Source organism: Prochlorococcus sp. MIT 0801 (assembly GCF_000757865.1).
Taxonomy (GTDB): Bacteria; Cyanobacteriota; Cyanobacteriia; order PCC-6307; family Cyanobiaceae; genus Prochlorococcus_B.
Genome location: NZ_CP007754.1, coordinates 342,958 through 358,410 on the forward strand (window position 1 = coordinate 342,958; position 15,453 = coordinate 358,410).

General features: G+C 33.6%; 18 protein-coding genes. 10 read left to right on the forward strand and 8 right to left on the reverse strand.

What is annotated here, in order from left to right; genetic code table 11:
- Position 1 precedes the first annotated feature (1 nt).
- From EW15_RS01765 to EW15_RS01775, 3 genes are read right to left on the reverse strand one after another with little or no spacing between them, the layout of a single operon-like run.
- On the reverse strand, positions 2–523 hold the full coding sequence (locus tag EW15_RS01765; protein ID WP_038651214.1) for an NAD(P)H-quinone oxidoreductase subunit J: 522 nt from the start codon (positions 521–523) through the stop codon (positions 2–4).
- Between the two features lie 15 nt (positions 524–538).
- A complete protein-coding gene (gene nuoB / locus EW15_RS01770; RefSeq protein ID WP_038651217.1) occupies positions 539–1,288 on the reverse strand; it encodes an NADH-quinone oxidoreductase subunit NuoB in 750 nt (249 codons plus the stop codon).
- A complete protein-coding gene (locus EW15_RS01775; protein WP_011294293.1) occupies positions 1,279–1,641 on the reverse strand; it encodes an NAD(P)H-quinone oxidoreductase subunit 3 in 363 nt (120 codons plus the stop codon). The genes nuoB and EW15_RS01775 overlap by 10 nt, the downstream gene beginning before the upstream one ends.
- A gap of 156 nt (positions 1,642–1,797) precedes the next feature.
- Here EW15_RS01775 and EW15_RS01780 point away from each other — a divergent pair, with 156 nt between their 5' ends.
- From EW15_RS01780 to EW15_RS01795, 5 genes are all read left to right on the forward strand, one after another.
- Entirely contained in the window at positions 1,798–2,151 is a 354-nt protein-coding gene (locus EW15_RS01780; protein WP_369793872.1) for a rubredoxin, read from the forward strand.
- Positions 2,148–3,164 carry a photosynthesis system II assembly factor Ycf48 gene (locus EW15_RS01785; RefSeq protein ID WP_038651220.1) on the forward strand — a complete coding sequence of 339 codons (1,017 nt, stop codon included), beginning with the start codon at positions 2,148–2,150 and terminating at the stop codon, positions 3,162–3,164. Before EW15_RS01780 ends, EW15_RS01785 begins: the two co-directional genes overlap by 4 nt.
- A gap of 107 nt (positions 3,165–3,271) precedes the next feature.
- On the forward strand, positions 3,272–3,520 hold the full coding sequence (gene psbE, locus EW15_RS01790; protein WP_011294296.1) for a cytochrome b559 subunit alpha: 249 nt from the start codon (positions 3,272–3,274) through the stop codon (positions 3,518–3,520).
- 29 nt (positions 3,521–3,549) lie between these two features.
- A complete protein-coding gene (locus EW15_RS10415) occupies positions 3,550–3,669 on the forward strand; it encodes a photosystem II reaction center protein L (protein WP_011294297.1) in 120 nt (39 codons plus the stop codon).
- 11 nt (positions 3,670–3,680) lie between these two features.
- Positions 3,681–3,878 carry a photosystem II reaction center protein J gene (locus tag EW15_RS01795; RefSeq protein WP_038651223.1) on the forward strand — a complete coding sequence of 66 codons (198 nt, stop codon included), beginning with the start codon at positions 3,681–3,683 and terminating at the stop codon, positions 3,876–3,878.
- Positions 3,879–3,930: 52 nt separating this feature from the next.
- On the opposite strand, the gene mtnP is transcribed toward EW15_RS01795, so the two are convergent.
- On the reverse strand, positions 3,931–4,884 hold the full coding sequence (gene mtnP, locus EW15_RS01800; protein WP_052041146.1) for an S-methyl-5'-thioadenosine phosphorylase: 954 nt from the start codon (positions 4,882–4,884) through the stop codon (positions 3,931–3,933).
- Between mtnP and selD the strand changes: the two genes are divergently transcribed.
- Positions 4,870–7,050 carry a selenide, water dikinase SelD gene (gene selD / locus EW15_RS01805; RefSeq protein ID WP_038651226.1) on the forward strand — a complete coding sequence of 727 codons (2,181 nt, stop codon included), beginning with the start codon at positions 4,870–4,872 and terminating at the stop codon, positions 7,048–7,050. The two genes, mtnP and selD, sit on opposite strands and share 15 nt — an antisense overlap.
- A 15-nt stretch (positions 7,051–7,065) precedes the next feature.
- On the opposite strand, the gene EW15_RS01810 is transcribed toward selD, so the two are convergent.
- From EW15_RS01810 to EW15_RS01820, 3 genes are all read right to left on the reverse strand, one after another.
- Positions 7,066–8,322, reverse strand: coding sequence for a CCA tRNA nucleotidyltransferase (locus tag EW15_RS01810; RefSeq protein WP_038651229.1), 1,257 nt, complete (start codon positions 8,320–8,322; stop codon positions 7,066–7,068).
- Positions 8,323–8,365: 43 nt separating this feature from the next.
- Positions 8,366–10,783, reverse strand: coding sequence for a UvrD-helicase domain-containing protein (locus EW15_RS01815; protein WP_038651232.1), 2,418 nt, complete (start codon positions 10,781–10,783; stop codon positions 8,366–8,368).
- 88 nt (positions 10,784–10,871) lie between these two features.
- Positions 10,872–11,096: a hypothetical protein gene (locus tag EW15_RS01820; protein ID WP_011294303.1), complete on the reverse strand. Its 225-nt coding sequence runs from the start codon at positions 11,094–11,096 to the stop codon at positions 10,872–10,874.
- 243 nt (positions 11,097–11,339) lie between these two features.
- Here EW15_RS01820 and EW15_RS01825 point away from each other — a divergent pair, with 243 nt between their 5' ends.
- From EW15_RS01825 to EW15_RS01835, 3 genes are all read left to right on the forward strand, one after another.
- Positions 11,340–11,888, forward strand: a complete 549-nt coding sequence (locus tag EW15_RS01825) for a bleomycin hydrolase (RefSeq protein WP_011823147.1) — start codon at positions 11,340–11,342, stop codon at positions 11,886–11,888.
- 56 nt (positions 11,889–11,944) lie between these two features.
- Entirely contained in the window at positions 11,945–12,412 is a 468-nt protein-coding gene (locus EW15_RS01830) for a bleomycin hydrolase (RefSeq protein ID WP_011294305.1), read from the forward strand.
- A 65-nt stretch (positions 12,413–12,477) separates the two neighbouring features.
- The gene (locus EW15_RS01835) at positions 12,478–13,074 is read left to right on the forward strand and encodes a glycosyl transferase (RefSeq protein WP_038651236.1); all 597 of its coding nucleotides are present in this window, start codon (positions 12,478–12,480) and stop codon (positions 13,072–13,074) included.
- Positions 13,075–13,099: 25 nt separating this feature from the next.
- Here the strand turns inward: EW15_RS01835 and EW15_RS01840 are convergent, their stop codons facing one another.
- Positions 13,100–13,963, reverse strand: a complete 864-nt coding sequence (locus EW15_RS01840; RefSeq protein ID WP_038651239.1) for a HEAT repeat domain-containing protein — start codon at positions 13,961–13,963, stop codon at positions 13,100–13,102.
- A 166-nt stretch (positions 13,964–14,129) separates the two neighbouring features.
- Here EW15_RS01840 and EW15_RS01845 point away from each other — a divergent pair, with 166 nt between their 5' ends.
- Positions 14,130–15,434, forward strand: coding sequence for a HEAT repeat domain-containing protein (locus EW15_RS01845; protein WP_038651242.1), 1,305 nt, complete (start codon positions 14,130–14,132; stop codon positions 15,432–15,434).
- Positions 15,435–15,453 lie beyond the last annotated feature (19 nt).

The window sequence follows — 15,453 nt, forward strand, 5'->3', positions numbered from 1 at the left end:
ATTAGTAAGCATCTTGCATTTCATAAAAATCAGGCTGAACATAGTCTTTTCTGAGAGGCCATCCTTTCCAGTCTTCAGGCATTAAAAGTCTTTTAGGATGAGGGTGACCCTTGAAGTTAACACCGTACATATCGAATGTTTCTCTTTCTTGCCAATCTGCTCCTCTGAAAAGACTGTATAAACTAGGTACAGTTAGGTCACCATTACGATCTAGGAATACTTTTAATCTGACTTCGCGAGGAGAAATACCTTCTTGAAATTCACTCATTTCCATTAAATTATAAAAACAAACTATATTTAAACCAGGTCCTTCATCGTATCCACCTTGGCATTGCAGATAATTAAATCCATCATTCTTTAATGCCTCAACTATTGATAAAAGATTGATTGGCAAGATTTTTATAACTTCAACTCCTAAGTGATCTTCTTTGAGAGGAACATTTTCAAATCCATTCTTAGAGAGCCAATCGCTTATTGGACATGAGATTTTTTCTTCAACTACAATTTCCGATTCGTTTGTCATTTTTTTATGAGAGGTTTAATTACTTGAAAGTTCTTCAGATATTTTCTGAACCTCTTTTAAAGATTGATCAAACTCTTCAGAAAGAGAAGGATTAAGAGCAATTAATTGAGTTTTTGCCTTTAGATATTGTCCATTTACTTTTGCTGCTACTCGCTTCATTTTATGAGGGATAGTTAGATAACGATGAGTTTGGGTGATCTTTGATCTCTCTGATATTGATTCGTTCGCAACTTTTTTTCTTAATTTAATGACAGCATCAAATATTGCTTCAGGTCTTGGAGGACATCCAGGAAGGTAAAGGTCAACAGGTATTAATTTATCAACACCTCTAACTGCCGTGGTTGAGTCTGCGCTGAACATTCCACCCGTAATAGTGCAAGCTCCCATTGCAATAACGTATTTGGGATCTGGCATTTGCTCATAAAGCCTGACAAGAGCGGGTGCCATTTTCATTGTGACTGTGCCTGCCACTATTAGTAGATCTGCCTGCCTAGGAGAACTTCTTGGTACTAATCCAAATCTGTCAAAATCAAATCTAGATCCAATTAGAGCTGCAAATTCGATAAAACAGCAGGCAGTTCCATAAAGAAGAGGCCATAAACTACTTAATCGTGCCCAATTGTGAAGATCTTCAAGGCTGGTGAGGATTATGTTTTCACTTAAATCATTTGTTACTGTCGGAGTACCAATTGGGCCACAGGAAGCTTCTCTAAGATTTCTTACAGCTTCAGAAGAGGGAGGTTTTTTCAAGGGATTTAACTCCATTCAAGGGCACCTTTTCTCCATGCATATGCTAATGCCACAACCAATATTGTGATAAAAACAAGTGCTTCTATGAATGCTAATAACCCAAGTTTGTGAAATGCAACTGCCCATGGGTAAAGGAACACAGTCTCAACGTCAAATATAACGAAAACAAGAGCGAACATGTAGTAACGAATATTAAATTGAATCCATGCCCCACCAATGGGCTCCATACCAGATTCATATGTAAGCTGTCTTTCTCCTGCCTTACTTTTAGGAGCTATTAACTTATTTGTTGTTAGAGCAAGAATTGGAACTGCTCCAGAAATAAGAAGAAATCCTAAAAAATACTCATAACCCTGAAGGGAAAACATGAATGAATTACTGATTTCAATATCAGTCTGACAGTCATTTTCTAGATTAGTGACATAGAGTTGTTATATGTGAAAGTGAAAACTGTGAGTGAAGGCACAAAAAAAGAATCAAATCCTTTGGAAAATTTGAATCCTAATGAACAACAAAATCAAGTTATTTCATTTGAACCAAAAAACTCAACCAAGGAATTTGATCCAAAAGCCAATCGCTTCGAATGTATGAGCTGTGGTTTTATTTTTGATCCTGATGAGGGTATAAAAAAGCTAAATATTGAACCAGGGACGCCATTCCTAGACATAGATAGAGACAAGTTTAGATGTCCTGTCTGTCGAGTAGGATTTGGTGGATACAAGGATATTGGCCCTAAATCAAAGCCGAGTGGATTTGAAGAAAACCTTACTTATGGCTTTGGATTTAATAAACTTCCTTCAGGCCAGAAAAACGTTCTTATTTTTGGAAGCTTGGCTTTAGCCGCTGCCTGTTTTCTCTCTCTTTATTCTTTGAAATGAAACGTCTGTTTTCAAATGTCATTAATTTGACCCTTGTCTTAGTAGTTGGAGTAGCTCTTAGTGGTTGTACTGTTAGTAATGCTTCAATAGGCTCATCAAGCCCTTGGTCACCAGTTGACCTAGATACTGAGGCAAATCCATTAGATGTTGACTTTGTAGATGACAAAAATGGGTTCTTAGTCGGAACAAACAGATTGATTCTGGAGACAAATGATGGAGGAATAACTTGGAAAGAAAGAAATTTAGATATCCCAAGCGAAGGTAATTTTCGTTTAATAAGCGTTGATTTCAAAGGCCAAGAAGGTTGGATTGCAGGTCAACCAGGATTGATTCTTCATACCACTGATGGAGGAAAAAATTGGACTCGTCTTGATTTGGGAAATAAGTTGCCCGGAGATCCGTATTTGATAACAACAATTGATACTGATTCTGCCGAGTTAGCAACTACTGCTGGAGCAATTTATAAAACTACTGATGGTGGTACCAATTGGGAAGCAATTGTTCTTGATACTTCTGGCTCTGGAGGCATAAGAGAATTAAGACGTACAAATAACGGTGGATATATAAGTGTTAGTAGCCTTGGTAACTTTTTCTCAGTCTTAAGACCGGGAGAAGAGGTATGGAGCCCTCATCAAAGAGCAAGTAGTAAGAGAGTTCAAAGTGTTGGTGAACAGCCAAATGGTGATTTATGGATGCTTTCTAGAGGAGCTGAAATCAGATTTAACGCAGATCCTGAAGATATCGATTCATGGTCAAAGCCCATAATCCCAATCGTCAATGGGTATAACTATCAAGATCTTGTTTGGGATCCATCTAAGTCGATTTGGGCGGCTGGAGGAAATGGAACTTTATTAGTCAGCAATGATGATGGAAAAACTTGGGAAAAAGACCCTGTTGGTGAATCTGTTCCAACAAATTTCATAAGAATTCAATTTCTGGACGATTTAAATAGTGACAGTCCTAAGGGATTTGTATTCGGAGAAAGGGGCAATTTACTGCGGTGGCAGGGTTGATATCATAAATTTTTGATGATTTCCATGACTCTGTGTAACCACCTTGCAACAGAGATCGTTTCTTATGGTTTCGCTTGATAAGATCACTGAGCTGATTAAGTGAGGCTATGGCTGCCGGCTCTACCGGGGAACGCCCGTTTTTTGAGATCATTACTAGTGTCCGCTATTGGATTATCCATGCGGTAGCACTTCCTGCGATCTTCGTGGCAGGATTCCTATTTGTGTCTTCTGGGCTTGCCTACGACGCTTTTGGAACTCCTAGACCAGATACGTATTTTCAGGCTGGAGAAAGCAAAGCTCCTGTTGTTGTTCAGCGCTTTGATTCCAAGGCTGAACTTGACACTCGTCTGAAATAACCAAATTTCAACTGATTGCTTTTTTATCCATGCAAGTCAATCCAAATCCAAATAAAGTTCCGGTTGAGTTAAACCGGACAAGTCTTTATCTTGGACTCTTACTTGTTTTCGTAATGGGAATTCTTTTTTCCAGTTACTTCTTTAACTAAATCTCTTTATCATGAGTAAATTAAAAGGTCCTGATGGACGAGTAGGAGATCGTCTGCCAGATGGTAGACCTGCAGTCTCCTGGCAAAGACGGTGGACAGAAGGAGCACTTCCTTTATGGTTAGTAGCGACTGCTGGTGGAACAGCTGTAATTTTTGTTCTGGGTATTTTCTTTTATGGTTCATACACTGGTATTGGTAACGCTGGTTAGTCTTAACTAGATAAATACTATTGAATTGAAATTAAAAAAAACCAACCGTCACTTAATGTGTCGGTTGGTTTTTTTTAAGCCAATATTTATCTGTAAATAATTTGATCTTGCTTTTAGTTTTGTCTGGTACATGCTCTTTTGGAGTGACTAAGGCATCTTTTAATGCATTGTGAAAAGAGCTTGGCGGCCTTAATAATGAGACCCTTTTAGCAACAGCAGAAATTATTGATTTAGCAAAATTTGCATTTTCCTGAAGATTTTCAATAACCATTTCTACAGATACATTTTCGCAATTTTGATTCCAGCAATCATAATCAGTAACCATTGAGAGGCTGGAATAGGCGATTTCAGCTTCTTTTGCCAATCTAGCTTCAGTATGATTTGTCATCCCTATTATTGAGCATCCCCAATCTCTATATAAGTTTGATTCTGCTCTTGTTGAAAAGGCTGGTCCTTCCATAGCAAGGTATGTTCCTCCAATATGCAGTTTTTTGTCTTTTGTTAACAGTTTTTCTATCTCTTTCGAAAGTATTTGAGAAAGAATGTCGCAAAATGGATTTGCCATGCTTATGTGCGCTACAACTCCATTGTTGAAAAAAGTCAATGGCCTTTGATGAGTGCGATCAATAAATTGATCAGGAATAACAATGTCGCAAGGTTTGATATTTTCTTTTAATGATCCCACCGCTGATGCGGATATCAACCATCTAACATTTAGAGAGCGCATAGCCCAGATATTTGCTTTGTATGGAATTTCACTTGGATTTAAAGTATGTTTCTCTCCGTGGCGAGCAAGAAAAACAATCTCAATTCCAAATAGATTGCCTATTAGTAACTTATTAGATGGTTTCCCATAGGGAGTGTCTAAGCTTAACTCGACTATGTCTTTAAGATTTTCTATCCTATATAGTCCGCTTCCGCCAATAATTCCTAATCTTGCTTGTTTGAAATCGTAGGCATCTGATTGTGTTCCAGAAATATTCAAAAAATCATGTTCAGTGATCATCTCGTTCTAGCTGGTGGTGGTCATACTCATGCCCTTGTGTTGCTCCAGTGGGCAATGAATCCAAAATTGAAGCCTGCTGGAATGATTACTTTAGTTAATAAAGCAAGTACAACTGTTTATTCTGGAATGTTTCCAGGTGTCATAGCAGGTAAATACAAGATAGATGAAATACTAATTGATTTGAGGAAACTTGCTTTAAAAGCAGGAGTTTCATTTGTGATGGCAGAAATTGAGGGAATCAATCTTAAGGAAAAAAAGTTACTTTTAGCAGGACGGCCAGAAATTGAATATTCTCTATTATCCCTAAATATAGGAACAAAAACTAATATAAATTCTAAACTTTTTATTAGAGGTGATAAAGATTTAGCTGTTCCAATTAAACCTTTTTCTGAATCCTATAAATTTATTGTCGATCAAGATATCCACAAGAATGATTCTTCTGCAAAACCATTTGTAATTATTGGTGGAGGATTCGCTGGAATAGAAATAGCTTTTTCTTTAAGAAAAAGATGGCCAAAAAGGACTATTTTATTAAAAGTCAAATCAGGAAGAAATATAAATAAAAATCTTTTAAGAAATTTAAAGGCTTTAGATATTGAAATTACAAAAAAGCAACCATCTATTTTATATCCAAAATTAATATGTACCGGTAATAAATCTTTTAATTGGTTAAAGAATAGTGGTTTACCTATAGATGAGAATGGGAGAGTTCTAACTGAAAAAACTCTTCAAGTCCTTAACTATCCAGAGTTATTTGCTGTAGGAGATTGTGGTGTCATTAAGGATTATCCTCGACCTTCTTCTGGAGTATGGGCGGTTCGTGCAGCAAAACCACTTGCAAATAATTTAGAGTTTATAACTAAAGGTTTAAAACTAGAGGAATGGAAACCTCAAAGAAAAGCAATACAACTTTTGGATATCAATATTAGAAAAAAGAAATCTAAAGCTTTTATTTCCTGGGGTGAAGTTATTATTGGTCCTTTTGATTTTTTATCAAGTTTAAAAGAATTAATTGATAAACAATTTATCTCTAAATTTGATCTAGTTAAAGATATAAATTCAGATATGTCTTCTGAAGAAGAGATGATTAAATGTAGAGGATGTGCGGCAAAATTAGCTTTTACTCCATTAAGTTCAGCATTAAAAAAAGTAGATTTAATAGAATCTTCAAAAGATGATTCTATGAATATAGGGATATTAAATTCTGATAAAACTTTGATACAAAGTGTAGATGGATTCCCTTCTTTAATTAGTGATCCTTGGTTAAATGGAAGACTTTTGGCGTTTCATTCCTGTTCTGATATTTGGGCATGCGGAGGATCTGTGATCTCTGCACAGTCTCTTATCAACTTACCATCCATATCTAATAACTTACAGAAAGAATTGTTATATCAAGTTTTGGAAGGTATTAATTCTGCTTTAACTATCCAAGGTGCAAATCTTATAGGTGGGCATACATTAGAATCAAGAAAAATATCTGAAGAGCCTTTTTCCCTAGGAATAGAAAGCTCATTAACTGTAAATGGGGTTATTGATGATAAAAAATATTTTTGGCCTAAGGGAGGAATGAGAAATGGAGATGAAATTTTAATTAGTCGTTCTTTGGGAACTGGAATTATTTTTTCTGCATTTATGAATGGTCAAGTAAAACCTTATATACTTGATAATGTCTTAAAAGAAATGAATAAAAGTCAGCATGAGATTGTCAATTATATTAATCAATTAACAAATCTAAATCCACGCTCAAAAATAGTTAATGCATGTACTGATATAACTGGATTTGGTTTGCTAGGTCATTTGTCAGAAATGTTGGAATCTACTAATAGTGACCAATTAAAGATGAATTTAGAACCATTTAAAGTCACTCTTGAACTGGATAATATACCATTATATGATGGTGTAAAAGAACTTTTAGATAAAGGCTTTGAAAGCACTTTAGCCCCTGCAAATCATATTTTTCTAAAAAATATTGATGGAGATAAAAACTTAAGGTTTGAGCTCAAATCTAATGATTCTTCCTCTAATAGATCCTTTTATAATGCCATGCTAAAAATCTTAGTAGACCCACAAACTTGTGGCCCTTTGGTTGTTTGTTGTTCATCGATTTATTCAGAAAAACTTATACAGCAAGGACCTTGGATTAAAATAGGTTTTATTTCTAAATAAATACTTATTAAATTTTTAAAAAGCAATATTTTCATCAATTAATTTCATTCTTTGCCGTTTTATTTCTATTCCTATTTCTGGTCCAGGTTCCCAACCTTTAGCTATTAAATCATCTCCTTTTATTGGAGACTCTATATTCTTCCAATTAAATAGCCAAGATTTCAAATATTCTTTTAGTGGGTTATTTCTACATATTTCAAGCATGAAAGAAGATTCATTAGCATTGATTTTCTCAAGGTTTGTTGTCCACTTTGATGGTGACCAATTTTTATATAAATGATTAGCTGTTATATTTTTTAGATATTTATTTAATCTACAAGCTCCTTCTATTATTTCTTTTTGCTGTTGATTTAAGTGTAATCTCTTAGCTAGATAAATAGGGCTTTTAGATTCATAAACAAATGCTGTTAGGGGTTCAATATTAGACTTCTTTGCAATGAAAATTTTTTCAATAAGTCGTTGATCATTTTGTAATTTCGAATCTACTATTTTTAGCCCTCCACAGACTTGTAGATTTTTTAATGCATTCTTCCAATATTTGTCTTCTAAAAGCAATTCTAGTTCCATTTTTAATCTTATTGATAATGCTGAAGGTGCTAAATCAGTATTATCTCCAATATGCCAATTCCAAGGCCAAAGATTTATTGTATCTTTTATTTGTTTTAAGGCTTGATTTGATAGATCAAAATCTAACTTAGCAGAATAGCGAGAAGCTCTAATAACTCTAGTTGGGTCATCTAAAACACTTGATTTATGCAAAAAGTCCATTTTCATATTTTCAATTGCATCTGATCCTGAAAATAAATCGATTAGTCTATTATCTTTCAGTTCAATTGCCATTGCATTTATATTAAAATCTCTTCTTATTAGATCTTTTTTGATTGTTGATAATTCGACTATTGGGTTTTCTCCAGGTATTGGATACGTTTCTTTACGAGCAGATGCAATATCAACTTTTATGCCATTAATTATCACTTCTGAGGTTTTGTAATTTCTGTTATCTCGTATGACTTTTACTCTTTCTGCTCCAAGAACTTTTTGCAATTCTTTGATATAGGTTGAGGTCTCACCTTCAATAATTAAATCTAGATCATTGAAGATAATTTCATAATCTTGATTTTTAGATTTTTTTATTAAGTCTCTTACAACTCCTCCAACTATTGCAATAGAAGTTATATTGACTGAGCAAGCTGCTTCTAAAATAATAGTTAGAATTCCACTCGGTAATTCTTTTATCTCTTTTTCAATTGTAGATTTATCAAATAATTCCATGAGAAATATGGTTTTAGCTAGTTAACATTTTTCAGATTAAATCTTACTCATCTATCAATTTCAATGGAGCTAGTCTTGGGTCTAATATTTTTGGCCCCATTCCTGAGAATTTTATGGCCAGTGAGATTTTTTCTCCTGAACCAAAAACATGTGTGATTATCCCTTCTCCAAATGAAGAATGTTCAACTCTATCGTTAACTGACCATCGCTTCCCTGGGGAAGGACCAGAATATGTTTTTCTTACTGCATTTTCAGCTTCACTAGGAAAGGACTTTTTATTACTTTGGCGATCAATTCTAGTTAGTCTGTCTAGATTTTTTTCTCTTCTTAATGTAGCCCCACCAGATAATGGGATATCGCCTTTAACAAGTTCTTCTGGTATTTCGGAGAGGAATATAGATGCGATAGCTGGTTCTCTCATCCCTCCCCACATTCTTCTCTCAGATGCATGAAAGAGAAATAGTTTTTCTTTTGCTCTAGTAAGTCCTACGTAACAAAGTCGCCTTTCTTCCTCAAGTGAAGATGGATCATCAAGTGATCTATAGCTTGGGAATAAGCCTTGCTCCATTCCCACAAGACAAACGACAGGAAATTCCAAACCTTTACTGCTGTGAAGAGTCATTAATGTGACTCGATTTGACGCAGTGTCTTTATTATCTGCATCGCTTGATAGAGCAGCAGTTGATAAAAAACCTTCTAAATTTGCATCTTCGCTTTCTTCCTGATATTGCAACGCGGCATTAACTAATTCTTGAAGATTGCGTCTTCTTTCTTCTGCCTCATCTGTTCCTGTTGCAATTAATTCACTTAAATAGCCACTTTTTTCTAAAACTAATTGAACCAACTCGGCGGGGCTTGAAGAGAGAAGATGACTTTGTAATTCATTAATAAGCTCACTAAAAATTAAAAGACCTTTGGCTGATCTTCCTGCGAGTGATCTGACAGCTTCGGGGTCATTTACAACTTCCCAAAGAGGAATTTTTAATTGACTAGCAGCATCACTCAATCTTTGAACTGTTGTTTTGCCAATCCCTCTTTTAGGAACGTTTAAAACTCTCAGAAGACTGACACTGTCAGATGGATTAATTAAAAGTCTTAAATAAGCTAGTAGATCTTTAATTTCTCTTCGATCATAAAAACGTAATCCTCCAACCACAATGTATGGAATACTCCAGCGGACCAATGAGTCCTCAATTGCTCTTGATTGCGCATTGGTTCTATAAAGAATAGCCATATCTCCCCAATTTAATTCTGGATTCGAGGCATCTAAAATTCTTAGCCTATGAATAACTGCCTCTGCCTCTGCTATCTCATCGTCACACCTTGTTAATCTAATAGGCTCACCTTCTCCTCTAGTTGCTCTAAGAACTTTATCTATTCTTTCTTTATTGTTGGAGATTAGTGAATTTGCTGCTTCGAGGATGGTAGAGGTAGATCGATAATTTTCTTCTAGTTTTACAAGAGTTGAATCATATGTATTGTCTAGGCTTTTCTTTCCAAAGTCCTCTTGAAATCCCATTAGTATCCTAAAGTCCGCAGCTCTAAAGCTGTAAATACTTTGATCTGCATCGCCAACAACAAAAACTGATCGATTATTCCAATCTTGAAAAGAAGATGGATCTTTACCATTGGTAACCAATTGTTTAATTAATTCGTATTGTGTCCAATTAGTATCTTGATATTCATCAACTAAAACATGTTTGAAGCGACTGTGCCAATAAGTCCTTATTTTTTCATTTTGTTGTAGTAATTGAACAGGTATTAATAGAAGATCATCAAAATCTAATGCATTATTAGCAGCTAAAGCTTTTCTATAAAGTCTATAAGTTTCAGCAACTAATTTTCCTCTTTGACCTTCTTGATTATTTGATAAATCATCAGGAAGTAAGCATTGATTTTTGGCATTACTGATTGCCCATCGTACTTTTTTTGGTTCAAATCTTTTTGGATCTAATTGTAGATCTTGTGTAACTATTTCTTTGATAAGACTTTGGGCATCTGTTTCGTCATATATTGAAAACTGTTTAGTCCATGTCAATCCTTCAGGGTCTTTGAATTTATCGATGTCAAAGCGTAATAATCTTGAAAACAAAGCGTGAAAAGTACCTATCCATAATTCACGACTGATTTCACGATGTATACGATTACGAATTTCTCTTTGTTCTGCTACTTGCAAGGCAGTCCAAGGCTTCCCGTGGGTAAGACTTGATAACCTTTTTGCTAAAAGCAATTCAAGTCTATCTTTCATCTCTCTTGCAGCTTTATTGGTAAAAGTAACTGCAAGAATAGAACTAGGATCAACTTTGTATTCAGTAATTAAATGCGCAATACGATGAGTAAGAGCTCTTGTTTTTCCGCTTCCTGCTCCTGCTATAACTAATAATGGACCATGAAAATGATCAACTGCATGTGACTGCGCCTCGTTTAATCCATTTAGAAATATACTGTTTGATTGTTTCATTTTATAGACTTTAAATACATTTAATTGAATTTAGTTTTGCAACATTCATGGGGTACATTTTTATATTATTTAAGCAGCAAAAATAAAATCATAAAAGCAGATTTGATGTTGCATTTTCTTTTTGTTTATATAGCTTAGAAAGTATTATTTTTATTTTATTAAGTTCTTGATGAGAGTTGATAATTGATTCGATTTTTCTTTGAGGCATTTTGAGCTTTTGTGAAATAGTTACAACCTCTTTTTCTAAACGATTTTTGTATTCGCTTAGTTCTTTAATTGACTCTTCTAATTCTTCTTCAGTTGGACTTTTCATTTTTTTGTTTAACAATAGCTCAAATTAGTGATATCCCACTTTGCTTATAAGCTTTTTGAGATAACTCTATGGTTAGTTTTTCTTGGAAATTTTTCTTACAGTTAAGAAGCATTGCGTTCTTAGGTCTCTTTCAATCAAATTTGACTGTAAGTCTTAAGTTGAATAAGTAATGAAGTAATGAAGTAATGACTATTAAGTCTTTACTTGAACTCTTTTACTTATTAGAAGGTAGGTATTTAAAAGATGCTTGATGCGTTTTCTAGAACAGTTGTAAGTGCTGATGCCAAGGGCGCCGCAATTGGGAGTGAGGATCTTGCAGATTTAAGAAAGTACGTGGCAGATGCAAATAAAAGAATTGATGCAACTCTTGCAATAACTCAAAATGTCTCTTGCATTGCTGCAGATGCTGTGGCGGGAATGGTTTGTGAAAATACTGGGCTTACTCAACCAGGAGGGCATTGCTATCCCACTCGTAGAATGGCAGCTTGTTTAAGGGATGGAGAAATTATTTTGAGATATGTAAGCTACGCGCTTCTTGCAGGGGATCCCTCTGTTCTTGAAGATAGATGCCTCAATGGTTTAAAAGAAACATATCTTGCTCTTGGCGTCCCAACCTCTAATGCTATTAGAGCCGTTGAAATAATGAAGATTGCCACAGTCGCAATTATGACCGAGAAAAATACAGGAAGAAAAATGTTTAAAGGGATTAATTCTGGATCAGGAGCACAATGTCAAGACATCGCCTCTGAGGCGGCATCTTATTTTGATCTTGTAATAGAAGCTTTGAGGTAAATATTAAACTCTAATTGCTCCACTACATCACGCAAACCATTTCTTATTAAGCCACTATGAAATCTGCAGTTACAACCGTTGTTAGCGCAGCTGATGCAGCAGGAAGATTTCCCAGCATGAGTGATTTTGAGTCTGTGAAAGGATCTTTTGATAGGGCAAAAGCTCGTCTAGAGGCTGCAGAAAAACTTGCTTCTTGTCTTGATAAATTTACCAATCTTGCCGTTGATGCTGTTTATCAAAATGGTTCATATGAGCAGGCTAATAAAGATAAGTGCGTGAGAGATATTCATCATTACTTGCGTCTTATTAATTATTGCTTAGTAACTGGTGGCACTGGTCCTTTAGATGAATGGGGAATATCAGGTATGAGAGAAATTATTCGTATCCAGCTATTACCAACAGCTGCTTATATTGAAGCATTTATTTTTATTCGAGATGAAATTAAAATCAATGATGTTATGGGTCAGCAAGCCGAAACGGAATTCAAAGGATTATTGGATTATTTAATAAACGCACTTGCATAAAAATAAATTAATTTAATTTATTTAAAATATTTTTTCGTAGTGTTAAATAATTATTTGAACTTTTAATGATTAATTCTTTAGATTTAAATAAATATATAGAACTTTATCAAGATTTTTTGCATCCAAATCCAAATATTAATTCTCAAGCATTTTTGATTTTAAAAAAAGAATTTGAGGTTAAGTTTATGAATAATCTTTTAGCTAATCTCAAGGAAGAAGATTTATTTATAAGAAGAAAATCAATATTAGCTTTGGGACGATTTGGAGAAAAAGCCTTAAAGTCAATCGTTCAATTGTATATGGATACTAACAATACAACTGTTAAAGTTAGCTGCCTTAAAACAATTATCAAAGTTGTAGTTAATTTTAATTTAGAAGAATTAACTCAGGATGCGATGTTAGTAGTTGATTTAGCTCTTAAAGATAGTTCTCCTGAAATGATCTTGACTGTTATTTCTCTTTTGAGGCAATTAGGGAGAACTGGTAGAGATATTTTGATGAAAACCTGTAGAGATAAAGACTTATTAAGAGCGAAAGCTTCTATCAGCGCCCTTTTGGAAATGAAAGATCAGACTATTGATGATTTATTTGAAGACTTATTAAATGATAAATCTATTGATCAAATGATAAAGGAAGATATTTTGAGAGACAAAATTATTTAATATTCCAGATTCTTTATTAAGTCTTTTAGTTATTGATTTTTTTTATAGCTAATTTAATAATTGCGATAACATTTTTATCTTGCTCAATTTTAAGAAGGTCCCTGAGTGGATTTATAGCTTCATTAATATTAAGTTGGATTAATGACAATATGGAAGCTTTTCGAATATCTGGATTTTTGTGTTTTAATTTTAATATTAAGGTAGGAATTAAAGATTCTATCCTATACAATTTACCAACTAATTTAATAGCTTCAATCTGAACATTTTCAGCAGGATCATTAATAGCCCTTTCTACTATTTGAATTGCTTCCTGATCTTGGGACTGTCTAATGTGTTCTTCAAGTGCTGAAATTGCAGCTGATTTTACATTGGTGTTTTTTGATTTAGCTGCTTTTTTTATTGCATTAGAAGCTTTAGCTCCAATAAATTCTAAACACCATGCTGCAAGACCATATTGCATTTCTGTATATTCTTGATTCTCCAAGACAATGATTAGATGATTAACAGCAGCCTCTCCAAAAATTGCAATTGCACCAGCTGCTGAAAATTGCACTACAGAATCTGAATCACTGGTAAGTGCTTTTATTAAATGAGGTAAAGCTGATGGATCGTTAACTAACTTTAAAGTCTTAGCTGCCGCTCTTCTCTGTATTACGTTTTTACTATTCAGAAGAGCTTTGATTAATTCAGGTAACGCTGCCGAACCAACCTCGGCTAGTGCTATTGCATAATTTCTTCTTACCAAACCATTTTCATCACTAAGTCCTTTGATTAATAGCTTGATGTCTTTTTGACTTGATTTTTTCTTACTCATTATGTTTTGTTTATCCCCCTTGGCCTTTTCACTTTCTTCTTCAGTCGATATTTCACTGTTCAAGTAATTATCCACTTTTTCTTATATCCTTGAAAGCTTATTATATAATCTAGATTAAATTATTCACTATAATTTTATTACATGTATTTTCATAAATAATATCCTTTTACATTCAGTATAAATTTTATGCTGAATATAATGCTCTCAGCTTATCTAATAAATACATATCCTTATATTTAAAGTGCAATCTAATCCATTTAATAATCTACCGAAAATCAATAAAATAGACGCTATCAATATTCTTAGAAGACCAATTTCTGAGGTTAAGCTTTTAGCAGATTATTATAAGGCTGTATTCCACTTAGCAAATTTTCCTTGTGAAGAATCAGAACTGGTCCTTCTTGACTTTATTAAATATGACTGTGAAAAACTTGAATATAAGATAGCTAAAAGGAAAGCAATTGAGGTACTCGCTAATTTCGGTTGTAAACAAGCCATCCAAGCTATTGCGGAGTTTCTAGAAAATGATGATGATTATCTTGTTGAGACAGTTATTTGGTCATTAGCTAAACTTAAATGTAATGATATTGATATCATTAACAAGATTTGTTCAAAATTATATAAGCAATTTAATAATAAAAGAGTAGTAATACAAACATTAACTCATTTAGGAGTTAGAAAAGAAATAGATATGATTAGATCATTATCAAGAGATAAACAATCCTCCAATGGAGTTAAAGGAGCCTCTTTTGCGGCATTAATAAAACTTGCTGGTGAAGAGGATAAGCTGACTGATCTGAAAAGATTTTTGAGACTATCAAATCAAAATGATAGACATTGTGCAGTTCAAGATATTATAAATGCTGGTCATCTATCTGTTTTACCTGATTTAATTAAGGCGCCACTTTCTCCATCATTTAAATTACAGGCAATAGATTCTCTTTGGATTAATGAAGTAGTATTATGTGAAAATATAAATCTATTTAATTGTATAGACTCCGTAGTTGTTGATGATCCAAGGAATATAGATACTTTAGAAATTAATAATTTTAATAATGACTTGAGTTTTCTTGTTGAGCAACTCTTTCATACAGATTTTAATAGATGTTATAAGTCAATTAAAGAATTAATAAAATTCCCTTTAGATAAAGTTTTATATTTTCTAAATAAAAATTGGGATAGAGCAAAATCAGATTATGGGGCCATATATTTCTTTATTAATGTATATAAATTACTATTAGATCAGCAATTATATGATGAATTGCTTTTAGATAAAGTAGGTTTTTTACTATCCAATAATTGGCCTGATTATATGAAATTTAAATCTTCAGCAATACAAATATTGGGTCGTTTAAATGAAAATAGATTTTATAATAACTTAATTTATTTTTCAGATGAGAGTCATACACCTTATTGGAAAAATAGATATACTGCTTTGCTTGTATTACAAAATAAGCAAATTCATATTAAAAATAAATTCGCTAAATTATTTTTGAATGATAGTCATAGATTTGTGAGATTAAAAGCAAAAGAAATTAGTACTTAGTTTATTTCTCTTTAGTTAA